Source organism: Amycolatopsis sp., assembly GCF_036008905.1.
Lineage (GTDB): Bacteria > Actinomycetota > Actinomycetes > Mycobacteriales > Pseudonocardiaceae > Amycolatopsis.
In genome coordinates, this window is record NZ_DASYMU010000107.1 from 40,102 (window position 1) to 66,454 (window position 26,353).

The 26,353-nt window shown below is 68.2% G+C and carries 24 protein-coding genes, 1 tRNA gene and 1 pseudogene; 11 read left to right on the top strand and 15 right to left on the bottom strand.

The window, feature by feature from the left end:
- The first annotated feature begins 63 nt into the window (after positions 1 to 63).
- On the top strand, positions 64 to 462 hold the full coding sequence (locus VGP60_RS19835; RefSeq protein WP_327549530.1) for a hypothetical protein: 399 nt from the start codon (positions 64 to 66) through the stop codon (positions 460 to 462).
- Between the two features lie 80 nt (positions 463 to 542).
- On the opposite strand, the gene VGP60_RS19840 is transcribed toward VGP60_RS19835, so the two are convergent.
- The 5 genes from VGP60_RS19840 to VGP60_RS19860 all read right to left on the bottom strand — a co-directional run bounded on the left by VGP60_RS19840 (position 543) and on the right by VGP60_RS19860 (position 5,234).
- On the bottom strand, positions 543 to 1,388 hold the full coding sequence (locus VGP60_RS19840) for an ABC transporter permease (protein WP_327549553.1): 846 nt from the start codon (positions 1,386 to 1,388) through the stop codon (positions 543 to 545).
- Positions 1,388 to 2,371, bottom strand: a complete 984-nt coding sequence (locus VGP60_RS19845) for an ATP-binding cassette domain-containing protein (RefSeq protein WP_327549531.1) — start codon at positions 2,369 to 2,371, stop codon at positions 1,388 to 1,390. The genes VGP60_RS19840 and VGP60_RS19845 overlap by 1 nt, the downstream gene beginning before the upstream one ends.
- A gap of 452 nt (positions 2,372 to 2,823) precedes the next feature.
- Complete coding sequence (locus VGP60_RS19850) at positions 2,824 to 3,933, bottom strand: SDR family oxidoreductase (protein WP_327549532.1); 1,110 nt, start codon at positions 3,931 to 3,933, stop codon at positions 2,824 to 2,826.
- 15 nt (positions 3,934 to 3,948) lie between these two features.
- On the bottom strand, positions 3,949 to 4,524 hold the full coding sequence (locus VGP60_RS19855) for a TetR/AcrR family transcriptional regulator (RefSeq protein WP_327549533.1): 576 nt from the start codon (positions 4,522 to 4,524) through the stop codon (positions 3,949 to 3,951).
- Between the two features lie 113 nt (positions 4,525 to 4,637).
- The gene (locus tag VGP60_RS19860; protein WP_327549554.1) at positions 4,638 to 5,234 is read right to left on the bottom strand and encodes a cadmium resistance transporter; all 597 of its coding nucleotides are present in this window, start codon (positions 5,232 to 5,234) and stop codon (positions 4,638 to 4,640) included.
- A gap of 169 nt (positions 5,235 to 5,403) precedes the next feature.
- Between VGP60_RS19860 and VGP60_RS19865 the strand changes: the two genes are divergently transcribed.
- Positions 5,404 to 5,949, top strand: a complete 546-nt coding sequence (locus VGP60_RS19865; protein ID WP_327549534.1) for a hypothetical protein — start codon at positions 5,404 to 5,406, stop codon at positions 5,947 to 5,949.
- Positions 5,950 to 5,959: 10 nt separating this feature from the next.
- On the opposite strand, the gene VGP60_RS19870 is transcribed toward VGP60_RS19865, so the two are convergent.
- Entirely contained in the window at positions 5,960 to 6,859 is a 900-nt protein-coding gene (locus tag VGP60_RS19870) for a helix-turn-helix transcriptional regulator (RefSeq protein WP_327549555.1), read from the bottom strand.
- Between the two features lie 126 nt (positions 6,860 to 6,985).
- Between VGP60_RS19870 and VGP60_RS19875 the strand changes: the two genes are divergently transcribed.
- Positions 6,986 to 7,834 (top strand): SDR family NAD(P)-dependent oxidoreductase, encoded by an 849-nt coding sequence (locus VGP60_RS19875; RefSeq protein ID WP_327549535.1) that lies wholly within the window; start codon positions 6,986 to 6,988, stop codon positions 7,832 to 7,834.
- Between the two features lie 110 nt (positions 7,835 to 7,944).
- Here the strand turns inward: VGP60_RS19875 and VGP60_RS19880 are convergent, their stop codons facing one another.
- The 4 genes from VGP60_RS19880 to VGP60_RS19895 all read right to left on the bottom strand — a co-directional run bounded on the left by VGP60_RS19880 (position 7,945) and on the right by VGP60_RS19895 (position 11,770).
- A complete protein-coding gene (locus tag VGP60_RS19880; protein WP_327549536.1) occupies positions 7,945 to 8,808 on the bottom strand; it encodes a dioxygenase in 864 nt (287 codons plus the stop codon).
- 54 nt (positions 8,809 to 8,862) lie between these two features.
- The gene (locus tag VGP60_RS19885) at positions 8,863 to 9,675 is read right to left on the bottom strand and encodes a citryl-CoA lyase (protein ID WP_327549537.1); all 813 of its coding nucleotides are present in this window, start codon (positions 9,673 to 9,675) and stop codon (positions 8,863 to 8,865) included.
- Complete coding sequence (locus VGP60_RS19890; protein WP_327549538.1) at positions 9,668 to 10,855, bottom strand: CoA transferase; 1,188 nt, start codon at positions 10,853 to 10,855, stop codon at positions 9,668 to 9,670. The genes VGP60_RS19885 and VGP60_RS19890 overlap by 8 nt, the downstream gene beginning before the upstream one ends.
- A 105-nt stretch (positions 10,856 to 10,960) precedes the next feature.
- A complete protein-coding gene (locus tag VGP60_RS19895) occupies positions 10,961 to 11,770 on the bottom strand; it encodes an IclR family transcriptional regulator domain-containing protein (RefSeq protein WP_327549539.1) in 810 nt (269 codons plus the stop codon).
- 200 nt (positions 11,771 to 11,970) lie between these two features.
- Between VGP60_RS19895 and VGP60_RS19900 the strand changes: the two genes are divergently transcribed.
- From VGP60_RS19900 to VGP60_RS19910, 3 genes are all read left to right on the top strand, one after another.
- Entirely contained in the window at positions 11,971 to 13,419 is a 1,449-nt protein-coding gene (locus VGP60_RS19900) for an amidohydrolase family protein (protein ID WP_327549540.1), read from the top strand.
- Positions 13,420 to 13,467: 48 nt separating this feature from the next.
- Complete coding sequence (locus VGP60_RS19905; protein ID WP_327549541.1) at positions 13,468 to 14,337, top strand: aldo/keto reductase family oxidoreductase; 870 nt, start codon at positions 13,468 to 13,470, stop codon at positions 14,335 to 14,337.
- Positions 14,338 to 14,465: 128 nt separating this feature from the next.
- Positions 14,466 to 14,708 (top strand): LamG-like jellyroll fold domain-containing protein, encoded by a 243-nt coding sequence (locus VGP60_RS19910; protein ID WP_414640382.1) that lies wholly within the window; start codon positions 14,466 to 14,468, stop codon positions 14,706 to 14,708.
- A gap of 61 nt (positions 14,709 to 14,769) precedes the next feature.
- Here the strand turns inward: VGP60_RS19910 and VGP60_RS19915 are convergent, their stop codons facing one another.
- The 4 genes from VGP60_RS19915 to VGP60_RS19930 form a co-directional block, all read right to left on the bottom strand.
- Entirely contained in the window at positions 14,770 to 17,949 is a 3,180-nt protein-coding gene (locus VGP60_RS19915) for a LamG-like jellyroll fold domain-containing protein (RefSeq protein WP_327549542.1), read from the bottom strand.
- A gap of 285 nt (positions 17,950 to 18,234) precedes the next feature.
- The gene (locus VGP60_RS19920; protein ID WP_327549543.1) at positions 18,235 to 18,507 is read right to left on the bottom strand and encodes a hypothetical protein; all 273 of its coding nucleotides are present in this window, start codon (positions 18,505 to 18,507) and stop codon (positions 18,235 to 18,237) included.
- A 5-nt stretch (positions 18,508 to 18,512) separates the two neighbouring features.
- Positions 18,513 to 18,989 (bottom strand): HNH endonuclease, encoded by a 477-nt coding sequence (locus VGP60_RS19925; protein WP_327549544.1) that lies wholly within the window; start codon positions 18,987 to 18,989, stop codon positions 18,513 to 18,515.
- A gap of 35 nt (positions 18,990 to 19,024) precedes the next feature.
- A tRNA-Trp gene (locus VGP60_RS19930) sits at positions 19,025 to 19,093 on the bottom strand.
- Positions 19,094 to 19,544: 451 nt separating this feature from the next.
- Here VGP60_RS19930 and VGP60_RS41755 point away from each other — a divergent pair.
- Both VGP60_RS41755 and VGP60_RS19940 read left to right on the top strand, forming a co-directional pair.
- Positions 19,545 to 19,706, top strand: a pseudogene (locus VGP60_RS41755) (hypothetical protein); the annotation flags it as partial.
- A 1-nt stretch (position 19,707) separates the two neighbouring features.
- A complete protein-coding gene (locus VGP60_RS19940; protein ID WP_327549546.1) occupies positions 19,708 to 20,124 on the top strand; it encodes an alpha/beta hydrolase family protein in 417 nt (138 codons plus the stop codon).
- Between the two features lie 94 nt (positions 20,125 to 20,218).
- Here VGP60_RS19940 and VGP60_RS19945 read toward each other — a convergent pair whose 3' ends face one another.
- Entirely contained in the window at positions 20,219 to 21,217 is a 999-nt protein-coding gene (locus tag VGP60_RS19945; RefSeq protein ID WP_327549547.1) for a glycosyltransferase, read from the bottom strand.
- A 75-nt stretch (positions 21,218 to 21,292) separates the two neighbouring features.
- Between VGP60_RS19945 and VGP60_RS19950 the strand changes: the two genes are divergently transcribed.
- From VGP60_RS19950 to katG, 3 genes are all read left to right on the top strand, one after another.
- Positions 21,293 to 23,545 carry a hypothetical protein gene (locus tag VGP60_RS19950; RefSeq protein ID WP_327549548.1) on the top strand — a complete coding sequence of 751 codons (2,253 nt, stop codon included), beginning with the start codon at positions 21,293 to 21,295 and terminating at the stop codon, positions 23,543 to 23,545.
- A gap of 127 nt (positions 23,546 to 23,672) precedes the next feature.
- A complete protein-coding gene (locus tag VGP60_RS19955; RefSeq protein WP_327549549.1) occupies positions 23,673 to 24,104 on the top strand; it encodes a Fur family transcriptional regulator in 432 nt (143 codons plus the stop codon).
- Between the two features lie 28 nt (positions 24,105 to 24,132).
- The coding region (katG, locus tag VGP60_RS19960; protein ID WP_327549550.1) for a catalase/peroxidase HPI at positions 24,133 to 26,353 on the top strand (2,221 nt) is incomplete at its 3' end.

Consider the following 26,353-nt stretch of genomic DNA (forward strand, 5'->3'; position numbering starts at 1 on the left):
ACCGGGCCGAACCGGCTCTGGGGCTCCAACGGTGTCACGTTCGGTCCCGATGGACGGCTGTACGTGGCGCAGTTCCTGGCCGGGCTGATCAGTGCGGTCGACATCGTCTCGGGCGAGGTCGAGACCGTGGTGCCGATGGACGGCCCGGTCCAGTCACCGGACGACCTCGCCTTCGGCCCGGACGGCGAGTACACCCTGGTGTCCGAAGAAGTGTTGGTGCCCAATGGAATCGCTTGTGTGGGCGACCGGCTGTTCGTCAACGAGATGCGGCCGGGCGGCCGTCTGCTCAAGCTGTTCCAGGACGGCCGCGAACCGGTGGTGCTGACCGGCGGGCCGCGGCCGTTCGCCGGTCTGGCGGTGGGCCCGGACGGGTCGCTCCACCTGTCCGCCGACGGCGAGGGGAGTGTGCTGCACCTGTCGCGGCCCGGCCCCATGGGGCGGACACTTTGTGACAGGTCGTGAGTGGCAACAAGTGAGAACACTCGTTGCCATTCACGAGCCACCCACCCAAGCCGGCTGGTCCCGCCGAACTCACGACGCGGCTAGTGGTTGTTCTTGTTGCCGTACAGGTACATCGTCAGTGGACCGAACACCGCCAGGATCCCCGCTGAGATCAGGACCACCCAGGTGATCTGGCCTGCCGTCACGGTTCCGTGCATGAGGCCTCTCGCCGCGGTCGCCGCGACGCTGATCGGGTTGACCTCGGCGATCGCCCGCATCACCCCCGGCATGCTCTCCGTGGGCACGAAGACGTTGCTGGCGAAGACCAGCGGGAACATCACGATCATGCTCAGCGACGAGACCGTCTCGGGCGCCTTCGCGATCACGCCCAGCGCGGCGAAGACCCAGCTGACACTGAACGCGAACAGGATCAGGACCAGCACGGCCAGCACACATCCGAACAGGCTGGACGGCCGGAAGCCGATCAGCATGCCCGCCGCGATGGTCAGGGTCAGCGCGATCACGTAGCGCACCATGTCGGCCATCAAGCTGCCGACGATGGTGGCCGGCTGCCAGAACGACAGCGTGCGGAACCGGTCGAAAATGCCTTTGACGATGTCGGTGTTGAGGGCGGTCCCGGTGTAGACCGACATCATCACCACCGTCTGGACGAGGATTCCCGGCAGGAAGTCCTGCAGGTAGGCGCCCGTGGACCCGCCGATCGCGCCACCGAAGAGGAACGTGAACACGAGCAGGAAGATGAACGGGAACAGGATCATGTCGATCAACTGGCCGGGCCCGTGCTTGAAACCCAGCATGGCCCGCCAGAAATGCGTGAGCGACGCGGACAGCGGCCCCGGCCTGCCCGGTCTTTCGCGGACCGCCAGCACCCTGGGCAGCGATTCCGCGAGTACGTCATCCGCCGATTTCGTCGAGGTTGGTGCCATCACGCTAGTGCCTCCTCTTTGGTGGTGACCTCTTCTTCGGCCCGGCGGCCCGTGAGCGCCAGGAAAACCTCGTCCAGGCTCGGCTGACCGAGCGCGAAATTGGTGATCACGACTCCGGACCTGGACAGTTCGGTAAGCGCCAGCGAAACCCTTTCCGGGTCGGTGATACGGGCCGACAGCGCGACCGGATCCGATTCGAGGTGGATGGGCACGCCCAAGGCCTGATGGAGCACCCGCTCGGCCGCGGGCCTGCTCTCCGGGTCGTCCAGCCGCACGTTCAGCGCGCCCGTGCCGACCGAAGACTTGAGCTCACCGGGGGTCCCCTCGGCGATGACCTTCCCGTGGTCGATCACCGCGATCCGATCGGCGAGCTGATCGGCCTCCTCCAGGTACTGCGTGGTGAGCAGGACCGTGGTCTCGGCGGCGACCAGCGCCCGGACGATTTCCCAGACCTGCTTGCGACTGCGCGGGTCGAGCCCGGCTGTCGGCTCGTCCAGGAACAACAGGTCCGGGGTGACCACGATGCTCGCCGCGATGTCCAACCGGCGCCGCATTCCCCCGGAATACCCCTTCACCAGGCGGTCGCCCGCCTCGGCCAAGCCGAACGCTTCGAGCAGCTGACTGGCCCGCGCTTTGGCGTCGGCCCAGGAATGCCCCAGCAGTCTCGCGACGAGGACGATGTTCTCCAAGCCGGTGATGCCTTCGTCCACCGAGGCGAACTGCCCGGTGAGACTCACCCGGCGGCGTACCGCGTCCGCCTCTCGCACGATGTCGTGCCCGAAGACCTTCGCCGAACCACCGTCCGGACGGAGCAGCGTGGCGAGCATGCGGATGGTCGTGGTCTTGCCCGCGCCGTTGGGGCCGAGGAAGCCGTATACCCCACCGGCCGGCACGACGAGGTCGACGCCGTCGACGGCTTGGGTCTTGCCGAAGGCCTTGACGAGCGCTGACGTTTCTATGGCCGAACTTGACTGTGTTTTCAAAGCTGACTCCCGATTACTCCGGAAAACTGCGGAGCGGCCGCGGCGGAGCAGATATGCCCCTCCGGTCAGCCCACCGTACACCGTTTCCCCATTCAGATGCACATGAAATTTCCAAACAAAAATCCTTGACAGCATGCGATTCATGCTGTCAAGGATTTATCGTGATTTCGGGCTCGAACCGATCATGACCAGGACTCGAGGGCCGCCGTGAGGCAACCGGAAATGACCACGGGAAACGGTCCGATAAAGCCACGAAACAGAAGTCGTTCGTTTCATTATCTAATTACGCAAATTCATTTACCATATTCAAGGTTGCCGAATTGCGCCCACCCTGATCGATTATCGGAGCGCTGACATAAAGTTCTAGCCGATAGAACGGACCAGGGGAAACAATGAACGCGGAGTTCCGCCAAGCGGACGCCCAGATCCGCCCGCCCGGCGGACGACTCCTTCTACGACTCCGCGGCCTGGCTCGTCGAAGCGCGGCGCGCCTGGCTCGCGTACGCCGGGCCCATCCCGAAGTCGTCGGCCACCAGTCGGTCGGCCCAGCGGCGCAGCGCCGTCTCGACAGGAGCGTGCCGGAGTCCGGCGGCGTTGGCGACCCTGTCGGCCGATGCGGTGTCGTAGCGGTCCTCGGTCAGGAACGCCAAGGTCTCGGGGTTGGCGCCGGTCAACGCGGCGGGGAGGCGGCGGAGCAGGGCCACCGATATGTGGAGCCGCGGCGCCCGTACGCCCAGATGACCGGCGAGGAGGCGAATCATCTCGGTCAGGCCCGGGGTGTTGCCGTCGAGTACCCAGTGCCGGCCGCCGGGCGCCGGGTCGTGTTCGGGAATCGCGGCCAGGAAACGGGCGAAGTAGTCCACGGTCACGACGGGCACGAACGTGTGGGCGGTTCCGGGTAGCGCCGGGAGCCGGCCTGCCCACAGGTCGCGGACCAGTTCGGCCAAGCCGATGTACTGACCGGTCTCGCCGGTGGCCGAGTGGCCGATCACGCTGCTGGGATTGACCACGGTCAGCGGTACGCCCAGGTGCGCTGCGACGACTCGCACGGCCGCGTCGCCTTCGGTTTTGGAGCCTTCGTAAGCCCCTTTCCTCCGGTACAGCTTCACGAGTTCGGCTTCCGGGATCGGATACCGCGGTCGCGGGTCCAGCCCGACCCGGTAACCGGACACGTGGACGAGCCTGCGCAGGCGGGGTCTGGTGGCGGCCCAGCGCAGGACGTTGAGCGCGCCCTCGACGTTGACCGCGCCGGCCTCCTCGCGCCGCAGCCCGAACCGGTAGAGGGCGGCGGTATTGAAGACGTCTTGCACGGCGGCGAGTCGCTCGTCGTCCGCCGCGCTCAGTCCCAGAGCCGGACCGGCGGTGAGATCACCGGTGATCACGGTAAGCCGTTCAGCGGGCTCGCCGTGGTCGTGCAACCACGCGCGTAGCCCGCCCTCGCGACGGACGACCGCCGCGACCGTGCGGCCCTGCTCCAGCAGGTGCAGCAGCGTCCACCTGCCGAGGAAACCGGTCGCACCGAATATCACGGCATCCGGTGCGCCGGGCGAAGTCTCTTCCATCCCACCACCCCCTGATCAGTCGACGTCGAGCAGTTTGGCGATACGGCGACTTGTCCGTTCGACGGGAATCCGGCTCCGGCTCGCACGGGCCAGCACCAACGCGCCTTCGACCAGTGCGAGCACCGTCGCCGCGAGATCTTCGGCTTCGGCCGCCGCGTGACCGTCTGCTTGGAGAGCGTCGGCGAGTGCCCGCTGCCAGCCCGCGTAGATGCCGCCGCAGATCGACTGGAGGTCGTCGTTGGTCGCGGCGACCTCCAGTGCCACGGTCGCCACCGGGCAGCCCTTGGCGTAACCCGCCGCCACCATCCTGTCGGCCAGCGCGTCCAGCAGGCCCAGTACGAGCTCACGGGAGGTGGCTGCCTTCGTGGCCAGCTCCCCCACGATGCCGTCGACCTCCCGGCCCGCGGTGGCCAGTGCCTCGCCGACCAACTGGTCCTTGCCGCCGGGGAAATGATGGTAGAGCGAACCGCGTGGAGCGTCGGCCAGCACGAGCACCTCGTTGAGACCGGTGCCGTGATAGCCCTTCGCTTCCACGAGCGTCCGAGCCGCCTCGATCAGCCGCGCCCGTGTCTCGTCACCCTTGACCGCCATGGCTAGAAAATAGACCGGTCTGCATATTCTTGTCCAGTCGACTACCGGTCAGGACGCCGCGAGAACGATCTTGCCCTGGTATGCCCGTTCCAGGATCCCGGCGAGCTCGCTCCTCAGAAGCCGAAGGCACCGCCTTCGACGAGGATCACCAGCCCGATTCCGATCAGCACCACGGGAAGCACGACATGCCCCCAGCGGGACAGGCCGCGGGCGATGATCGGCCGGGTGGCGAAGAACCGCCCCGCGGCACACCAGACGGCCACCAGCACGAGAAACACCACCGCGAACACCACCAGGCCGCCGGTGCCGGCGGTGGCGAAAACCGGGACGTAGACGCCGATGTTGTCGCCGCCGTTGGCGAAAGTCACCGCCGCGACGGCCGGCACCGTCGGCCCGGTGCCGGCCGTGACTGTTTCCTGGTCGACGCCTTGGCGGCTGCGCCACGCCTGCCAGGCCGCGCGCAGTCCGAGCAGCAACGGCAGCAGACCGAGGTACGGGATCACCGCGTCCGGCAGCAGACCGGCACCGAGCGCGCCGACGATCGAGGCGGCGAGGATTCCCGCGAAACCCAGGTACTGCCCCGCCACCACCCGCACGGCGCCGCCGCGCTGTCCGGCCGCCTGCCCGAAGAACAGCGCCAGCAGCACGATGTCGTCGACGTTCGTGACCGCGAACATCCCGGCCGCCTGCCCGATCAGCCCGAGCTCCACCCTGCTGCCTTCCTTGCGCGACCGGTGGTCGAGCGGCAGTACACCATCGAAGGCGCCACGATCGCGGCCATCAGGATGTACTACGACGTCCACAACGGCTCCAGCGACACCGCGAGTGCGGCGGACGGAGTGATACGTTCCACTACCACTCGAGGAGGGCGTAGCGATCATGGGTAATGCACTTCCCCCGGCCTTCGACGAGCTGTGGGTCTCCGACCGGCCACGCCAGAACGCCGCCTACACCGAACTGATGGCGGCGACCGAGGGTCCGGTGCCGTGGACACCGGACGCCTGGGACGAGGTGGTCGCCAACCTCACCCACGCGGACAACCACAACCGGGCGATCGCGGCCCAGATCCTGTGCAACCTGGCCGCACATGACCCGGCGGAACGCATTCTCGGCGACCTCGACGCGCTGATGAAGGTGACCAAGGACGAACGCTTCGTCACGGCGAGGCACAGTCTCAAGTCACTGTGGAAGATCGGCCTCGGCACTCCGGCACAGCGCCAAGCCGTCGTGAAAGCACTCGAACACCGGTACGGGGAAAGCGCTTCGGAGAAGAACGGAACCCTGGTCCGCAGCGACATCGTCGAAAGCCTTCGCCGGCTTCACGACGCCGTCGAGGATCCCGAAATCGAGACGGTCGCCCGCGCCTTGATCGAGGACGAACCCGATCTCAAGTACCGGCGCAAATACGCGAAGCACTGGCAGTAATTCAGGAACACTATGGCGCGTTCTCGTCCGCGGCTTCGGCCCGGTCCTGCTGGTCGAGGGTGGCGGCCCAAGTCGCGAGAAGCTTGAGCCCGTCGTGCGACGCCGATCCGGGCTCGACGCTGTAGGCGGTCAAGGTCAGGCCGGTATCGGCGGAGAGATCCATGGCCTCGAAGTCGAGGCGGAGATCGCCGACGACGGGGTGGTGGAACCGCTTGGCGCCGGTCTGATGCAGCCGGACGTTGTGCGCGGCCCAGCGGGTGCGGAACTCGTCGCTGCGGGTGGAAAGCTCGCCGACGAGGTCCGAGAGGCCTTTGTCGTAGGGGTCGCGTCCGGCTTCGGTGCGCAGGAGCGCGACGGTCGTGTTCGCCGCGTCCGTCCATTCTGGATAGAACTCGACCGCCTGCGGGTCGAGGAAAGCGAATCGCGCGAGGTTGACCGGCCGGGCGGGATCGGTGAAGAGCGGTGCGTAGAGCGCGCGGCCGAGCCGGTTGATCGAGAGGACGTCGAGGCGTCCGTTGCGCACGAACGCCGGTGAGTCCGTCATCCCGTCGACAATGCGCTGTACGCCCGGCCGGATCCGCTGCTGAGCCGGCCGCCTGCGGCGCGTCCGCGGTGTCGAGTTGGTCGCCTTGGCGAGGTCGAACAGGTGCGCGCGCTCGGCCTCGTCGAGCTGCAAGGCTCGGGCGACCCCGTCGAGCACGCTCTCGGAGACGCCGCTGAGGTTGCCCCGCTCGAGGCGGGTGTAGTAGTCGACGCTGACCCCGGCCAACAATGCGACTTCCTCGCGGCGCAGGCCGGCGACCCGGCGGTTCCCGCCGTAGAGGGGAAGCCCGGACTGTTCCGGGGTAATCCTGGCCCTCCTGGTCGCCAGGAACTGGCGAATGTCGTCCCTGTTGTCCACGAGCTCCAGGCTACGACTGCGCGCCGGCGGCTGGGAGGTTCTGCCGTTACCTGGGACAAGCGACACTCCCACGCGCGCGCCGCGCCCGGTTGCATCGGTGGTGACCAGCTCATCGACAACGAAGGACACAAAGACATGACGGACAAGAAGGTCTGGTTCATCACCGGCGCCGGGCGCGGGATGGGCGTCGACATCGCCAAGGCCGCGCTCACCGCGGGGCACGCGGTCGTGGCCGGCGGACGCGATCCCGAACGGGTCCGCGCCGCCGTAGGAGAAGCCGTCGACCTGCTCGTGGTCAAGCTCGACATCACCAGCGCGGACGACGCCGAAACCGCCGTGCGGGCGGCTGTCGACCGGTTCGGCCGGATCGACGTGCTGGTCAACAACGCGGCCACCGCCCAGATGGGCTTCTTCGAGGAGATCAGCCTGGCGGCGTTCGAGCGGCAGCTCACCACGAACCTGCTGGGCCCAGTCACCGTCACGCGCGCCGTGCTGCCGGTGATGCGCGGGCAGCACTCGGGACTGGTCATGACGATCTCGTCGACCGCCGGGCTGACCGGGATGGAGTTCACCTCGGCTTACGCCGCGTCCAAGTTCGGCCTGGAGGGCTGGATGGAGTCGCTGGCCCCGGAGGTCGCGCCGTTCGGGATCCACACGACCATCGTCGAGCCCGGCTTCTTCCGCACCGAACTGCTCGAGGACGCGTCGGTGTCCTACGGCGACCTCTCGGTCGACGACTACGCCGAGCGCACAGCCGAAACCCTGAAGTGGTGGACCGCCCAGAACGGGCAGCAGTCCGGCGACCCGTCGAAGCTCGGGCACGCGCTGGTCACGATCGCCGGCGTCGCGCGGCCGCCGCGTCGCTTCATGGCCGGTGCCGACTCGATCGGGCTCGCCGAGCAGAAGATCGCCGACCTGAGCGAGCAGATCGGCGCGTTCCGCGCACTGTCCACCTCCCTCGACTACGACGATGCGAGGGTGTGACCTGCGGAGGGATACGCCACCGGCGTCGCCGCTGCGACGGCGTTTCAATGCCGGGATCGTTGAAAGGTTCCGCTGGTCAGGGGGGTCGTGAGTGTTTACAAGTGTTTACCTCATGACGTCGGCTGCAGGACGAAGTCGTACCGTGCTTCGAGCCACGGCTCGGCGGATTCCGCGCCGTCGGGAGTCGGGCCCGGCTCCCGGTGCTCGAAGGCGACGAGCAGTTCCTGTTTCGTGCCGAACACGACGTCGCTGTCGAGATATTCGGCGCCCTCCTGGAAAAGATGGGTGATCAGGGGCTCGTAGCCCGCCGCGTTGATCAGGAAGTGCACGTGCGCGGGCCGGAAATGGCTGATGTCGGTACGGCCGATGAGCTCGCCGACCGGGCCGTCCATCGGGATCGAGTAGCCCTTGGGCGCGATGGTCCGCAGGCAGTAGCCGCCGTCGGCGCGCGTGGTGTACTTCGCGCGCAGCCGTGCCTCGTCGATGTCCGGGATCTGCGACTCGTACGCGCCTTCCTCGTCGGCCTGCCAAACGTCGAGAACCGCGCCACCGGCGGAGGAACCATCGAGCCCGCGGACCACACCGGTGATGTAGAGCGGGACACCCGGGAGCCCGTCGGACATGTCGCCGCCGTACGCCAGTTCCGGTGAACCGTCGATGTGGAACGGGCCGAGCACGGTGGCGGGGGTCGCCTTTTCGGCGAAGGCGTGGTTCATCTGCACGACCAGCATGCTCAGGCCCAGCACGTCGGAGGCGAGGATGAACTCCTCGCGCTTCTCGTCGCTGATCTGCCCGGTCGCGGTGAGCCACCCGATCGCCGCCATCCACTCGGCTTCGCTCAGGCGCACCTCACGCGCGAAGGCGTGCAAATGGCGGACGAGGGCACCCATCACTTCGGCGGTCCGCGGGTCGTGGGCGGTCGCCCACCGCGCCGCGGCGAGTTCGGTGATGTTGTCCTCGGTGACGAGCTGCATCGTCGTTCCTCTCAGCGCTTTCAGATCAGGGCAGTTCAGGCCAGTCAGCCCAGTTCAGGACTGTGCGGGCGGTTCGGGATCCGGTGCCACGGAACGGTTGTTGAGGTCCACAGACAGGAAGATGTCGTTGGCGACCGGATGGCGAAGTTCCTCCGCGAGCTGCCCGATCAACCCTGCCGTACGGGCGAGTAACGCGAACCCGCGCAGCAGTTCCAGTGGCAGGCCGAGATCGGCCAAAGCGGCACCGCAGACACCGGCTCCGTTGAGCGGCAACGTTTTCCCGAGCACCTGCGGATGCACGCGGCCGATCGCGGCGAACAGCGACAGGTGCGGACCGTAGAGCTGTTCTTCCGTGGCGATCCGGAACAGCCGCGCGGTGCGCGGATCGCCGTCCTTGTGCACGTGGTGCCCGAGACCGGGGACGAACTTGCGTTCGGCGCGCCGCGTCTCGACGGTTTTCAGGGCAAGGGCGTCCCAACCGGCGTCGTCCGACGGCAACTCGCCGTCGACGGAGGTGAGCACGTCGTGGAGGAAACGGCCGCAATCCTCGGTGACACCAAGGAAACGCGAGCCGCCGCCGAGCAGCCCGGCGGCGAGCGCGCCTTGGACCGAGTCGGGCGCGGAGAGGTACGTCAGGCGCGTGACGATCGCCGTCGGGGTGAATCCGTGGTCGGCCAGCGCGGCCAGCACCGCTTCGAAGACCCGGGTCTCCCCTGGCGTCGGACGTCGTTGTGTGGCAAGCCAGAACGCCAGCTCGCCGAACCCGACCTTGCCCATGACGTCCTCGGCGAGATCCTGGCCGAGCAGCGTGATCTTGTCTCGCGAAGAGGCGCCGAGGGCGGTCTCGTAGACGTGCTCGTCAGCCATGGTCGCCCTTCGGCCGGGTGGTCAGCCAGGCCCGCAGCTCGGCACCGTGCTCGTCGAGTTCGGGCGGTGGCAGCCGATACGCGGCGGGCGTGGCGGAGAACCGGATGGGATGCCGGGTGGTCGGCACCGCGCGGTCACCTTCGCCGACCTCGACGATCGGGTCGAGCCCGAAGCGTTCGGCCATCGCGAAACCGCCGTCGATGGTGTTGATCGGGCCGCACGGCACACCGACCTTCGTGAGCGCCTCGAACCAGTCCGCCGCGCCGCGGGTGGCGAGCCGCCGCTCGAGGATCGGTCGCAGTTCCTCGCGGTTGCGGGTGCGATCGGCGTTGTGCGCGAACCGCGGATCGTCGGGAATGTCCGGCAGGTCAAGGACTTCGCACAGTTTGCGGAACTGCCCGTCGTTCGCCGCGGCGACGATCAGGTCGTTGTCGGCGGTCGGCAGCGGCTCGTACGGGAAGACGCTGGGGTGGGCGTTGCCCATCCGGAACGGCACCACCCCACCGGCGGCGTAGGCCGAGCTGTGGTTGACCAGCCCGGTCAACGCCGACGAGAGCAGGTTGACTTCGACGTGCTGCCCTTCCCCGGTCGCGTCGCGGTGGCGCAGCGCGGCGAGAATGCCGATCACCGCGTGGTTTCCGGCCATCACGTCGAACACCGAGATACCGGCCCGGAACGGCGGCCCGTCCGGCGCGCCGGTCAGGCTCATCAGCCCGGAGATGGCTTGCACCATCAGGTCGTAGCCGGGCACGTGACTGCCTTCGCCCGAGCCGAACCCGCTGATCGACGCGTAGACGGCGCCGGGGTTGACCACGTTGACGCTATCGAAGTCGAGACCGTACTTCGCCAGTCCGCCGGGCTTGAAGTTCTCGATCACCACGTCCGCGCGGTGGGCGAGTTCGCGGGCGATCGCGGCGTCGGCCCCGTCGCGGAGGTCGAGCGCGATCGAGCGTTTCCCGCGGTTGACCCCGAGGTAGTAGGTGGAGACCTCCTCGCGCACCGGGGGCATCCAGGTGCGCGTTTCGTCGCCCTGCGGGCCTTCGACCTTGATGACCTCGGCGCCCATGTCGGCGAGCAGCATCGTGGCGTAAGGGCCGGCGAGCACGCGCGAGAAGTCCGCGACCAGCACCCCGGACAACGGGCCGGGCGCGGTGGCCGCTTCCGGTGCGGCGTCGTTCACGAGGGCCCTCGCTTCCAGATGTCCGTCTAGCGGACTGATGTCCGCAGCCCAGTCTGCGCCGGAATCGTCGCCGCGGTCAAGGGCTGGGAGCTCCGTGACGCCGGGTCAGGAGACGGCGGGCACGGTGACGTGCGGGACGTCCTGCAGCCGGGCGAAGTCGGCGCTGATGTCCCCCGCGGCCTGCAGCAGCAGCGGCAAGTGGTGCTCCAGAAGCCGCTCCACCGCCGTCTCCGCGGCGTGGCAGTTGACGTTGACGCCGGCGATCACCCGGCCGGTCCCGTCGCGCAGCGGTGCCGCCACCGACCGGATCCCCAGGGTGAGCTGTTCGTCGGTCAGTGCCCAGCCGCGCGCTCGGACCTCGCGCAGTTCGGCGTCGCGTTCGGCCCGGCCCGGCTGCCACCGCGCCACCAGCCCGGAGCGGGTCGGCTGAGCGAGCACGGCGTCCAGTTCGTCGGGCGGCAGAGCCGCGAGCTGGACCTTTCCCAGCGAAGTCGGCAAAGCCGGGAACCGGGTGCCGATCTGTACCGCCAGCGACACGATCTTCGGCACCGCCACCCGCGCCACGTACACGATGTCCGACCCGTCGAGCTGCGCGATCGAGCACGATTCGTTCGTGCGCGCGACCAGGCGCTCGAGATGGGGGCGGGCGATTTCCCACAGGCCGGTCGAGCGCACGTAGGCGACGCCGAGGTCCAGGACCCGCGGCGTCAGCGAGTAGCCGCGTTCGGCGGCGCGCACGTACCCGAGTTCCTCGAGGGTGAGCAGGATCCGGCGGGCGGTCGGACGGGCCAGGTTCGCCGCCGAGGCAACCTCGGCGAGCGTCATCGCCGGTTGGTTGGGCCGGAACGCGGTGATCACCTCGAGCCCGCGCGCCAAGGCCTCGATGAAGTCGGGACCGGTTCCCTCGCGTGGCATGACGACCTCTCCTCCGAAACGGACTCAACGCGCAGCGTAGCCGCCCTTGACCGCGATCCGGGCAGTCAGCGCGCCGACGAGGCGAACGCGGTGCCGGGAAGTGATTGACACCGGGAGGGGTGCTGCGTAAGGGTGACTGCACCCACCAGACGTCCGCCTAACGGACAAGTGTACGCAGAACGCGTGGAGGAGAGGCAGCGATGACGCAGCCCACCGATGACACCTCGGGCCGTCCGGTCGTCCTGCGAGGTGGCACCGTGCTCACGCTCGACGCCACCCGGCAGGTCCTCACCGGACACGACGTCCTGATCGTCGGCGACAAGATCGCCGCGATCGGTCCCGCGCTGGAGGTCCCCGAAGGCACCGTCGAGATCGACGCGACCGGCGGGATCGTCATGCCGGGGATGATCGACACGCACCGCCACCTGTGGCAGACGGCCATGCGCGGCTACGGCGCCGACTGGACGCTGACGCAGTACTTCGTCTGGTACTACCTCGAATGGGGCAAGGTCTTCCGCCCGGAGGACATCTACGCGGGCAACCTGCTCGGCGCGCTGGAGGCGCTCGACGCCGGTGTCACGACCACTGTGGACTGGTCGCACGGACTGCAGACCACGCAGCACGCCGACGCCGCCGTCGACGCGTTGCAGGCAGTGCCCGGCCGGTTCGCGCTGGCCTACGGCAACATCCAGGACTCCCCCGCGACCTGGACAGGCACGCCGGAGTTCCGCGACTTCGTCTCCCGGCGCATGACCGGCGGCGACCTGCTCGGCTTCCAGATCGCCTTCGACGTCACTGGCGATCCCGCTTTCCCGGAGAAGCCCGCCTTCGAGGTCGCCCGCGAGCTCGGCGTGCCGGTGACCACGCACGCCGGGGTCTGGGGCGCGACCGGCGACGACGGCATCAAACTGATGCACGACAACGGGTTCATGACCCCCGAGACGATCTACGTGCACAGCGCTTCGCTCTCGGCGGACTCCTACCACCGGATCGCCGCGACCGGCGGCTCGGCTTCCGTGTCCACCGAGAGCGAGCAGAGCGCGGGCCAGGGGTATCCGCCCACCTGGGCGCTGCGCACCTACGGGATCCCCGTCTCGCTGTCCATGGACACGTCGGTCTGGTGGAGCGGCGACCTGTTCTCCGCCATGCGCGCGACGCTGGGCGCCGACCGGTCCCGCGAACACCTGGAGGCGCACGCGAAGGGCGAAACCGTCACCCACGCATCGCTGCGCGCCGAGCAGGTCGTGGAGTGGGCCACCCGCGGCGGCGCCAAGGCCCTGGGTCGCGAGTCGGAACTCGGGAGCATCGAGATCGGTAAGAAGGCCGACGTCGTGCTGCTCAAGAACGACCACTCACCGGTGTCGTTCCCCCTGCTCAATCCGTACGGCCACGTGGTCTTCCAGGCACAGCGCGGCGACGTGCACACCGTGCTGGTGAACGGGCGGATCGTGAAACGGGACGGCCGGCTGGTCGGCGCCGACCTCGCCGCGGTCCGCCGGACGGTCGAGCAGACCGTCGACCATCTCCGCGGGCAGCTCGGGGAAACGGCGTGGCAGCAGGGAATGAACCCGGAAGTGCCCGAGACGAAGGTCCTCGACAACCCGTACACCTACACCGACTACCAGAGCGGCCGCACCCACGGCCATTGACCGCCGCCTGTTTCGCGCGACTGATCGGAGTGTGATGAACTGGCGCTCATGGCCACGAAAGCACTTCCCGGCGGCACCTTCACCATGGGCGAGAGCCTGACAGTCACCCGCATGGGATACGGCGCGATGCAACTGGCGGGCCCGCACGTGTTCGGCCCGCCCGCCGACCGCGACGCCGCCGTGGCCGTGCTGCGCGAAGTGGTCGAACTGGGGATCACCCATATCGACACCAGTGACTACTACGGCCCATACGTCACGAACGAGATCATCAAGGAAGCCCTGCACCCATACCCCGGCTCGCTGCGCATCGTCACCAAGGTCGGGGCACTGCGCGACGCCGAGGGCGGCTGGCCCACGGCGCTGGCTCCCGAGCAGCTGCGCCAGGCCGTGCGCGACAACCTGGACCGGCTCGGCCTGGACGCGCTCGACGTCGTGAACCTGCGCGTCGGGGCCTTCGACGCGCCGACTCCCGGCTCGATCGCCGAGCCGTTCGCCGTGCTCGCGGAACTGCGGGAAGACGGGCTGATCAAGGAGCTCGGTCTCAGCACCGTGACCGCCGAGCAGGTCGCCGAGGCACAGACCATCGCGCCGGTCGTGTGCGTGCAGAACTACTACAACCTGGCCCACCGGGTCGACGACGAGCTGCTCGACTCGCTCGCCGCGCAGGGCATCGCCTATGTGCCCTACTTCCCGCTCGGCGGTTTCTCCCCGCTCCAGTCCGAGGAACTCAGCGCTGTCGCCGGCCGGCTCGGCGCCACCCCGATGTCCGTCGCGCTGGCCTGGCTGCTCCAGCGTTCGCCGAACATCCTGCTCATCCCGGGCACCTCGTCCGTCGCGCACCTGCGCGAGAACGTCACCGGTGCCGCGCTGACGCTTCCCGAGGTCGAGCTGGCCGTGCTGAACGCCATCGCCGGCTGAGCCCCACCGGCGTCGCCGATTACCGCCATCTGTCGACAGATGGCGGAGGTCCCGCGGCCGGATGACCTTGCGCGGGCGGGCCCCGCCACCGCGACGCCGATCCGACGTCATGGAGCCATGCCCTTCCGGTGGGACGGTGGATCCACCTGGCCGTGGTCAACGACGGCCGCCGCACGGTGATCTACGTCGACGGATCGAAGATCGCCCGCAACCCCACCCAGGAATCACGCGGGATCACCACCATGGGCAAACCGTTCGTCCTCGGCGGAACCCAGTTCACCGGGCAGTACGGCCAGGGCTTCTACGGCTGGATCGGCGACGTCCGGATCGTCTCGCGGGCCTTGTCGACGCGCGAGTTCCTGACGCCGTAACACCACAACCGTTACGGCGCACCGCGTCCGGGGTGGCGCGAAGCCACCCCGGACGCGAGTGTCAGGAACGCTCGGCGGCGTACAGGTCCGCGACCTCCTGATCGGTCAGCGCGCTGCTGTAGCCGTGGACGGCGTCCACCGCGCCGGACCAGTAGTCGCCGTTGCTGCCCGCGTACTTCGCCCGTCCGACGGACAGCGGACCCGTACTCACGCCATCGGGTCCCGCGGGGGCGGCGCCGACCCGCCGGCCGTCGACGAACAGCCGCACCTCACCGGTGGTGTGGTCACGCACGCCGACCAGGTGGTACCAGCGGTTCAGCTCCGGCGTGACGGCCAGCCGCGCCCGGTTCCCGCCCGGCGTGCTGAACGCGAACGCGCCCTGGCCGTACTGGAGGTAGAACGGGTTCTCTGTCTGCCGCCCGTCCTGGCTGACCACGGTGGCGTAGTTGCCCGGCAGCTTGTCCAGGGTCACCCATGCGGCCACCGAGTAGTCGCGGGTGGTGTCGAGCACCGGGGCCGCCGTCTCGGCGAAATCGCCGTCGCCGTCGAACTTGAGGGCGGTTCCCCGCACGCCGGGCACCCAGGAAGTGTTGCCCTGCAACGTCAACGTGCTCGTACCGCCACTCCGGTCGCGGGCCGTGGTGCCGGTGCCTTCGTCCAGTGCCCAGTCGCCGCGTCCGGGGAAGGTGGCGTCCTCGGCCGCCTTGGCCCCGGCGCGGATGACCTTCCGGTTGATTTCCCGCACCGGCCCGGGATCGACCTTGATCTCCCGCCGGTCGTAGGTCCACAGGCCGTTGAGCTCGGTCTCCAGGTCGGTGACCTGGGTGTAGACCGAGCCGGACAGTTCGGCTCCCGCGGCCGCCAGGTAGAAGGTCTGCGTGTTCTCGACGTACTTCGCCGTCAGCGCCGCCTTGTCCTTGACCCCGCTGTAGATCGCCGCCGGGGCGCCCGGCCACATGTGACCCGGCGTCCGCAAGGTGAAACCGCCGTGCTCGCCGTCCATCGCGATGCGCTTGGCGTCGGGGTACGGCGCCTCGCGGTTGAGGTAGTCGTGATGGTCGATGACGTCACCCTTGCCGGAGTCTCCCTTGGAGGAGCAGCAGTTCACGCCACTGTGCGCGTTCACGATCCGGCTGGGATCGGCGGCCTTGACCGACTCGGCGATGCGGCCGGTCTCCTCGCGGTTCCACTCGCCCCAGCCCTCGTTGAACACCACCCAGCCGATGACCGCGGGAGAGTCGTGGATCTGTTCCATGGCCCGGCGCCCCTCGGTGAGGAACGCTTCCTGGCCCTGGGTGCCGGTGATGTCGGCGGACACGAAGTCCTGCCACACCAGCAATCCCAGCTTGTCGGCGTGGTGGTACCAGCGGGCGGGTTCGATCTTGATGTGCTTGCGCACCGCGTTGAACCCGAGGTCCTTCTGGGCCTTGAGATCCCAGCGCAACGCCTCGTCGCTCGGCGCGGTGTAGAGCCCGTCGGGCCAGAAACCCTGGTCCAGCATGGCCAGGGAGAAGATCGGCGAACCGTTGAGCACGAGTTTCTGGAACCCGCCGACGTTCTGGACCGAGATCGACCGCATGCCGAAGTAGCTGCCCACGGAGTCGCGGCTGCGGCCCTGGGTGAGCGTGACGTCCAGGTCGTAGAGGTACGGGTCGTCCGGGCTCCACAGATGCGGCATGGGGATCCGCAAGCTGAGCGGTTTGTTGGCGGCTCCCGTCACGCCGCCGACAACCTTTCCCTTGGTATCACGGGCAATCGCGGTGACCCGAGCCGACGACGCAGCTGAAGCGGATTTGACCTGCACGGTCAGCGCGTTCGCGGCGAGGTCCGGAGTGGACACGACGTCGTCGATCGCCACGTCGGGGACGGGCTCCAGCCAGACTGTCTGCCAGATACCGGAAGACGGCGTGTAGACGATGCCGCCGGGATTCCTCGACTGCTTGCCGATGGGCTGGTCCGGTCCGGTCGTGTCGGTGACCGCGACGACGATCTCCTGCGGGCCGCGTCCGCGCACGGCGTCGGTGATGTCGGCGGTGAACGCCGTGTAGCCCCCGGAATGCTCGGTGACGAGCTTGCCGTTGACCCAGACCCGCGCGTTGTTGTCGACCGCCCCGAAGTTCAGCTTCAACCGCTCCCCCGACCCGACGCGCCAATCCCTCGGCACGGTGACGAGCTTGCGATAGAACATGTGGTCCTCGTGGCGTTCCAGCCCGGAAAGCTGGGACTCCACCGGGAACGGCACGGTGATCCGCTCGCGGAGCGTCTTGCCGAACACCGGCTGCTCGCCAGCCGCGGCGCCGGCGAACTCCCACTGGCCGTTCAGGTTCAGCCATTCCTTGCGGACCTGCTGGGGCCGGGGGTACTCGGGCAGCGGGTGGTCGCGGTCGAGCTTGTCGCCCCACTCGGTGGTCAGGCGATGGGTGGAGGCGTTGACCGCGGTGCGGACGATCTGCGGCACGGCCTCGCCCCCGATGGTGAGTCCGCCGACGCCGTCGTAGGAGAACCGGACCCGCTGGCCGCGTTGGATCGGCTGGGCGAGGGTCACGATGACCTGCGACCGGTCCTGGGGAGCGAGCACCACGGACTTGACGGGCATCGGGGTGGTGTCGGCCTCGACGGTGACGTGGGTCGCCGCCTGGCCGAGCGAGGTGACGTCGTTCTCGAAGTCGGCGGTGAACTTCAGCCCATCCTCGGCGACCGACAGGTCGACCGGGTAGACCTGGAAACCGTCCGGCGGGGTGAACGCCGACTCCGGCACGATCTGCTTGGGCGTGGTGGAACTCGCCCAGCGGAGGAACGCGTTCGCGCCGCCGGTGTCCTGGAACAGCTCGAGCTTCACGTCGTGCGCTTCACCGGCCACCAGGTGCACGGGCCGGCTGTTCTGCTCGACGTCCCAGTCGCCGACCCAGTGGTCGATCACGAGAGCGTCGTCGACGGAGAACCGGAAGCCGTTGTCGCCGATGAGGGAGAACGTGTAGTCGCCGGTCTCCGGGCCGGTGAGCTTGCCGGTCCAGCGGGCGGTCGTGTGTTCGGTCTGCCCGGTCAGCGATTCGAAGGTCCCGGTGAGCCCGGGGAAGTCGATGTTCGGGTCCAGCACCACGCCACCGAGCTGTGCGAAGTCGCGCGCACCCGGTGCGGACATGCGGAAGTACTCGCCCTTCAGGCCGTGCACCACCGCGCCGGGCTCGGCGGACCGGGCCGTCGCGATCCCGGAGGGCAAGACGAAGACGGAGAGAACCATGAGGAGGACCAAGGCGAGCGACCGCGGAGATGGACGTTGCATGGCTTCCCTTCCTGACCGAGACACGGCATTGGGTGACTGACAGGTACGTTGGATTACTAACATGTTTCAACAAGAAGAAACAGCACCGAACACAAACCTGTCTCGCGCAGGTAAATCGGACATCAGCGGAGTAAGCGACACTCCCTGCCAGCAGTCATGGACCAGCGGCAGAGTGCGGACGAACGCCCGGCCAGGTGGGCGGCTGTCGTGAGTGTTTACGAGTGTTAGAACACTTGTTGCCACTCACGACCCCACCTGTGCCGCCAATCCCTGCGGGGGCATCCACCGCAGCGCGTGCATGAGGCTGTCGATGTCGTGCGGCTTGGCCACCTCGTGCACCTCGCGCAAGGTGAGCGAAGTGTGCAGCAGCAGGACATGCCGGTGGGAGAACGGGGAAATCCCCGCGGCGCCGCGTTGCCGCCCGGCCGCCACCATGGTCTCGAGATCGTTGTCGGTGAACGCTTCGCCTTCGGCCGCGAGGGGTGCGCGGGTGACGTGGCTTTCAGGGCGTGCCACGATGTTCAGGCGGCCGCGGGTACGGCCGAGCTGTGGTGCAGTTCGTCCCAGGTCGGGACATACGGCGTGGACTTCAGTCGCATTCCGGCTTCCGCGGGAAGCTTGTCGGCCTTGCGAGCATTGCAGCTGCGCGCCGATCCGCCGCACGCGGCGACGGTGTTGAGCCAGTCGGTCCGCTTCCCGCCGCGACTGAGCGGCAGGATGTGGTCGACGGTGTCGGCGTGGCGCCCGCAGTAGGCGCACCGGTGGCCGTCACGCACGAGCACCCCACGGCGCGACCACCGCGGCGGACGGTTGTACCGCCACCGCGTGACGACGTAACGCAGCAAGCGCACGACCCTGGGCCGGGGGAAGAGACCGAACGGCGACCCCATGTCGGCTTCGTGGATCTCGGCGACGTTGCGCACCAGCATCCGGACCGCGTGCGGGACGGAAACCACCTGCAGGGGCTCGTAGGAGGCGTTGAGGACGAGGACGCCCACAGGGCACCTCCTTTCGTTAATGGGGTGGTGTCGAGCGCCGGTGGAGGGACTCGAACCCCCGGGAAACGGTTTTGGAAACCGCACCACTTCCCAAGCTCACCGACATCAGGGAATTGTTTTTCGGACGCACCGAATAGAGAAAGCCGCCCGGATCGGTTTCCCGATGGGCGGCTCCCTCGACCTCACGACTATATACGTCATGGTGGGGAGCACGCGCGGCCCAGTAGCTTGTATTCGGGCCAGGAACTGGCCTCGCGATGGTCGTTCGACGAGCACACGACGGCGATCGCGGCGCTGCCATACCGGCGCCACCTGCCTCGCTCCCGCGCGTCCGTCATGATTTTTCCTCCGTTTGACTGCGTACATTCATCATCGCTGACATATCCACGAACGTCAATTGCATTTCCGCGGAATATGATCGTCCAATTCGGACTCGGCGGGCAGTGGATCGCCATGGGTGACCTCGTCCGGAAGCAGATGGTCACCCCGTGATCGCCGCCGCTACGCTGCGGCGATGGCAGTGGAACGAAACGTGCGCCTGACGACGTCGCCCAGCTGGCCGACGCGCTCGGCGTCGATCGGTTCGCGGTCATGGGAGCCTCCGGCGGCGGACCGCACGCCCTCGCGTGTGCCGCGCTGCTCCCCGGCCGCGTGACCGGCGTGGTTTGCCTGGCGAGCCCCGCCCCGGTTCGCCGACGACTTCGACTGGTCCGCGGGCATGACGTCCCCCGGCGGTTTGCAAGCGGCCGCCAAGGGACGGGACGCGCGAGCCCACTTCGCCACGTCGGAAAGGTTCGACCCGGACAACTTCACCGATGCCGACTGGGCGGCGTTATCCGACACCTGGGCCTCACTGGGAGCCGACGCCCAGCTGGCCGGCAGCGCCGGCCCTGACGGGTTGATCGACGACGACGTCGCCTACGCCGCCCCATGGGGCTTCGACCTGGCCGCCGTCACCGCGCCGGTTCTGCTCGTGCAAGGCGGTGAAGACCGAGTCGTGCCGCCCTCGCACGCCGACAGGCTGCTCCCCCGGCTCCGGCGGGCGGAACTGTGGCTCCGCCCCGGCGACGGGCACATCTCCGTCCTCGACGCCTGTGCCCCGGCCATGGACTGGCTCAAGACCCACTCCACCTGAGAACCCCAAGCGCCACGAGATGTCGACATCTCGTGATACCCCGCGTCCGCAACTACCGCCATCTGTCGGCAGATGGCGGTAGTTCCGGCACCACTCAGCGGGCGATGTACTCCGGTAGCCGACGGGCGACCTCGTCGGGGGACGGCATGCGGGCGATCTCCTCGGCGATCGCGCGGGCCGCGTCGCGGTGGTTTTCCTGCCGGGACAACAGCTTCCGGACGTGATCGGCGATGGCCTCCGCGCTGTGTTCGCCTGGCAGGAGGCACAACCCGGCACCGGCGGCGGTCACAGCGTCGGCGTTCGCGAACTGGTCGGCTCCCTGCGGCAATAGCAACTGAGGGGCGCCGACGGTGAGCGCACCGAGGGTGGTGCCGCTGCCGCCGTGGTGCACGACCACGTCGACGTGCGGCAGCAGGTCCGCCTGCGGCACCCAGGCTCGCACGGTGACGTTGTCCGGCACGTCGCCGAGTTCCTCCTGGCGGACCCGGCCGACGGCGACCACCACGCTCGCGTCCAGCGCCGCGAATCCCTTGATGGCCGTGGTGAGCAGCTCCGCGGTGCCGAAAGCGGTCCCGAGCGTCAGATAGATGAGCGGCCTCGATCTGTCCCACGCGGGCAGCGCGCCCGGCGTGGAATACGGGACCGGACGCAGGACGATTCGCTCCTCGGTGGCGACGAACTCCTTGTCCTGCAAGGAAGGCGGGCAGATGTCGAGATGCGGCCGTCCGGGCGCTTCGGCGTTGCGCGTGGGCAGTTCGAGTCCGATTCCTTCGGGAACCAGGCGGCCGAACCCGTGCCAGAGACCGGGAATCCCGGCTCGGGACGCGGCGACGGCCGCTCCCGGCAGTCCCCATTCATGGACGACGAGATCGGGTCGCAACCGGGCCAGTTCCGGTTCGAGGTCCTCGGCGTAAATCTCGTAGAACGAGTCCGCGGGCCGAAAGGGACGCAGCCCGTTGGCGGCCAGCGGTGCGTGCACCGCCTCACCGGCGGCGAAATGCACCTCGTGGCCGGCGTCGCGTGCCGCGATCGCGAGCGGGATCAGCGGGTAGGTGTGACCCACCGAGGCAAGACTGGCGAACAGCACGCGCATACCGGGGAATCTACCCGGGAATTGTCACCTCTTTGTCTTGTTCGGTTCCCGCCGGGCGACTTACCATGCTGGCGTGTGACTGCCGAGAGCGAACCGCCCGCCGAGCACCAGGAAGATTCGGGCGTTCCCGCCGAGATCGCCGCTCTGAAACAATTGGTGCGAGAGCGGCTCGAGAAGCTGAGTCAGACGCCCTACCTCGACCAGGACGCCGCGCTCAAGCTTCTCGAAGAGATCGCCTTCGCCTCCAGGAATGTCGACGGCCGAGCACTGGGCCTGGCCGACCTGGTCGCGAAGTCTTCGGTGCCCGAGTGGCCCCCTGAGCTGGGCGAAGCCGAGAAGCGCAAGATCATCACCCGGCTGCTGGGCGACTGCGGCCTCCTGGTCGCGGATAAAGAAGACTTCCGGTTCGCCGACCAGACCGTCCACGAGTACCTCGCGGCCGGCCACATCGTCCGGTGCCAACCAGGCGGGCCCCGCTTGTGGGATCAGCATCCCTGGCGATACCTGGCGCCACAGCAGAGCTGGCCGTGGCCGGACGCCGCGGTGAAACTGTTCGTGACCGCGCTCTGGCGGCCGAACGCGCGATCCCGTGTCGACCGGCGGCTCCGCCGTCTCCTGAACGCCCGGAACCGGCATCCGAACGTCCGCTTCGTCATCGAGCTGATTCGACGGGATCTGCTGCCGGACAGTGACCTCCCCAAGCGCACTGTCGCCATCCTGGACGCCGAACTCGTCGACGGCAAACAGGACGAACACCGCTGGCAGGCCATGACCGAAGCGATGCGCGCCCTCGATCCCGAGCGGGCGGACGCCAAGTTGGAAGACGTCTTCCGCAACCCGCCCCCGACGATCACCTCCGATCGCAGGTTCGCCGCTGTCGATGAACTGAGCAGGCACGACCCCGCTCGCGGTGCGCGGAATCTCAGGTTCTTGGCCGACAACCCGACCGGTACACCGGAGGAGAACCTCGAGAACGCCGCCTTGATCGCGGCTCGCGACCACGAAGAGGGTGTTCGGGCCAGGCGGCTGCTGGCGAACACTCCCGACATGGGCGAGTCGCGCGTCGACGCGGCGATCCACGTCGGATCCCCTGAGCTTCTGGCCGAGCTGATCGAGCACCCACGAGGTCTGTCCGACGCCGGACGGCTGAAGCTGTCCGGCGAGTTGCTCAAACTGGAACCGGCCACCGCGGTGGCGGCAATGGTGAAGTTCGCCAGGACCGCCAACGAGCGGAACACGCCGTTGCGGCTCGCTGAGATGATCCAGCCCTACCAACCGCACACATCACTGCTGCTCGCGAACGAAGTCGCCTGGCCGGAGGAAAAGGAGATCGACAGCGAGGTGCGGTTGCGTGCCGTCCTCCTGATCGGGGAGATCGACGGCGGTCAGGCGACAGCCACCCTGCACCGGCTGTCCGGGGACCGATCCGTGACCGGTGAAGTCCGGTTGACCGCGGCCAAGCACATCGCCGAAAACGGCGGCCCGATCACCGCGCTCGTAGAGCTCGCCGACGATATCGAGCTGACGCGGACTTACCGCGTCGACGCGGCGAGGGTGGTCGGAATTCTCGAACCCGAGACCGGCGCTCAGCTCTTCATCACCATCGCGACGACCCGCGCACCGACTGGCCGCGGCGAACTGGCGCTTTTGGAGGAGGCCTACAAACTGAGCCCCACCACCACCGAAGGGGCGCTCTCCGAGGTCGCCAACAGCTCGCGGGTGAAGGGCCAGATCCGCGTCGAGGCCGTCGAGATCGCCGGCCAAACACTCACCAGGCGACGGATAATCAACTTGTACACCACCATCGCGACCACTTCGGACACCGGCACGGCGCTGACGGCGGCCCGGAAAGTCGCGATGGTGGACAGTGCGGCGGGCCAGCTCCTGATGGGCACACTCGCCCGGCAGAGCAAAACCGACATCACGTTCCAACTGACCACCGCGCTGGAAGCCGGGATCCATGCCGTGCCGGTCCTGACGAACCTCGCGCAAGCGGCCAAAGACGACATCGTGCGGCTGAAAGCCTCCCGAGGGCTCTACGACGTCGACAAGGCCAGGGGCATTCCGGCACTACAGGACCTGGTCAAGAAGAGCGGGGCGGGCGACGTCCGCATCGACGCGGCCCTCAGCCTGCCCAAGAAACTCGCGACCGACGCGTTGATCATCATCGCCGAGGACCGCGGCGACGCCGAGGAAATCCGCTTCAGCGCGGCGGTGAAAGCCACGGACTTCAACGAGAAACGGGGGCGGCAGGCGTTGCGCGAACTCGGCGACGCCGAGAACGTCTCCAAGGCGACCAAGGACAAAGTGCGTCGGCAGCTGGCCTGACGTGGGAGATACCGGACGGTCAGGCGGCCTAGGCCACACTGCGTAATCTCGCTTCTAGCCGACACGTAAGGTCGAAGATCCACAGCAGAACTTGATTGACTCCAGAAAATGGGGCACACTTCGGCGCGTGCCCACGACTACGGACTTCGAACGCATGTTGCGTGAGGTCGCCCTGCGTGTGACGCGCCCTCGGGTAGCGGTGTTGTCCGCCGTGCACGAGTATCCCCACGCCGACACCGACTCGATCATCGGTGTCGTCCGTGAGGATCTCTCCGGGGTGTCACACCAGGCCGTCTACGACGTCCTGCGCGCACTGACCGCCTCGGGGCTGCTGCGGCGCATCGAGCCGCCGGGCTCTGTAGCGCGTTACGAGGCCCGGGTCGGGGACAACCACCACCACGTCGTGTGCCGGTCGTGCGGTTTCATTGCCGACGTCGACTGCGCCGTCGGCGCTGCGCCCTGTTTGACGGCGTCCGACGACCACGGCTTCGTCATCGACGAGGCCGAGGTCATCTATTGGGGCCTGTGCCCCGATTGCTCGACCGCGCTCAAATCCTGAGCATCCGTTTGATCCCGAAAGGATTTCCGTGTCTGACAAGCCTGACGCCGTTGTCGGTGAGATGAATGAGGAGAGCGCGGGGGGCTGCCCGGTCTCGGCCGGACGCATCAACCACCCCACCGAGGGGGGCAGCAACCTCGAATGGTGGCCGAACCAGCTCAACCTGAAGATCCTCCGGAAGCACCCGGCCGTCGCCAACCCCATGGGCGAGGCTTTCGACTACGCCGCCGCGTTCAAGACCGTCGACCTCGATGCCCTGGCGGCCGACGTCGACGCGGTGCTGACGACGTCGCAGGACTGGTGGCCCGCCGACTTCGGCCACTACGGCCCGCTCATGATCCGGATGGCGTGGCACAGCGCGGGCACGTACCGCATCGAAGACGGCCGCGGTGGCGCCGGCGCCGGCATGCAGCGCTTCGCGCCGCTGAACAGCTGGCCGGACAACGGCAACCTCGACAAGGCACGCCGGCTTCTCTGGCCGGTCAAGAAGAAGTACGGCCGCAAGATCTCGTGGGCCGACCTGATGATCTTCACCGGCAACCGCGCCCTGGAGACCATGGGCTTCAAGACCTTCGGCTTCGCCGGTGGCCGCGCCGACGTCTGGGAGCCCGACGAGGACGTCTACTGGGGCCCCGAGCGCACCTGGCTCGGCGATGAGCGCTACACCGGCGACCGCGACCTCGAAAAGCCGCTGGCCGCGGTCCAGATGGGCCTCATCTACGTCAACCCCGAAGGCCCCAACGCCAACCCGGACCCGCTCGCCTCGGCCCGGGACATCCGCGAGACCTTCGGCCGCATGGCGATGAACGACGAGGAAACCGTCGCGCTGATCGCGGGCGGGCACACCTTCGGCAAGACCCACGGCGCGGCCGACCCCGACCAGTACGTCGGTGCCGAGCCCGAAGGTGCTTCGATCGAGGAGCAGGGCCTGGGCTGGAAGAACAGCTTCGGCAGCGGCAAGGGCCGCGACGCGATCACCAGTGGCCTCGAGGTCACCTGGACGGCCACGCCGACGCAGTGGAGCAACAGCTTCTTCGACAACCTGTTCGGCTACGAGTGGGAGCTGACCAAGAGCCCCGCCGGGGCTCACCAGTGGCAGCCGAAGGACGGCGGCGGCGCGAACACCGTGCCCGACCCCGAGTCCGGCGAGCTGAAGCGTCCGCCGACGATGCTGACGACCGACCTCGCGCTGCGCGTCGACCCGGTCTACGAGCAGATCTCGCGGCGCTTCCACGAGAACCCCGCCGAGTTCGCCGACGCGTTCGCCCGCGCCTGGTTCAAGCTCACCCACCGCGACATGGGCCCGATCCAGCGCTACCTCGGACCGCTGGTCCCGCAGGAAACCCTGATCTGGCAGGACCCGGTCCCCGCGGTGGACCACGAGCTGGTCTCGGCCGAGGACATCGCCGCCCTCAAGGGCAAGATCCTCGACTCGGGGCTGTCGGTCTCGCAGCTCGTTTCGACCGCGTGGGCGTCGGCCTCGACGTTCCGCGGCAGCGACAAGCGCGGCGGGGCCAACGGAGCGCGCATCCGCCTCGAGCCCCAGCGTGGCTGGGAGGTCAACAACCCCGACACGCTGGCGACCGTGCTGCGCACCCTGGAAGGAATCCAGGAGACCTTCAACAGCGCCCAGACCGGCGGCAAGAAGGTCTCGATCGCCGACCTCATCGTTCTCGGTGGGGCCGCCGCGGTCGAGCAGGCCGCCAAGAACGCCGGCCAGGACGTCCAGGTCCCGTTCACCCCGGGCCGTACGGACGCGTCGCAGGAGCAGACCGACGCGGAGTCCTTCGCCCCACTCGAGCCGACCGTCGACGGGTTCCGCAACTACCGCGGGAAGGGAAGCCGGCTGCCGTCGGAGTACCTCCTGGTCGACCGCGCGAACCTGCTCACCCTGAGCGCGCCCGAGCTGACCGTCCTCGTGGGCGGCCTGCGTGTGCTGGGCGCGAACCACAAGCAGTCCACGGTCGGTGTGCTCACCTCGGCACCCGAGTCACTGACCAACGACTTCTTCGTGAACCTGCTCGACCTGGGCACGCAGTGGTCGTCGACCTCCGAGGACGCGGAGTCCTTCGAGGGCCGCGATCTCGCCACCGGTGAGGTCAAGTGGACCGGCAGCCGCAGCGACCTGGTGTTCGGCTCGAACTCCGAGCTGCGCGCCCTCGCCGAGGTCTACGCCAGTGACGACTCGCGGGAGAAGTTCGTGCGGGACTTCGTCGCCGCGTGGGACAAGGTCATGAACCTCGACCGGT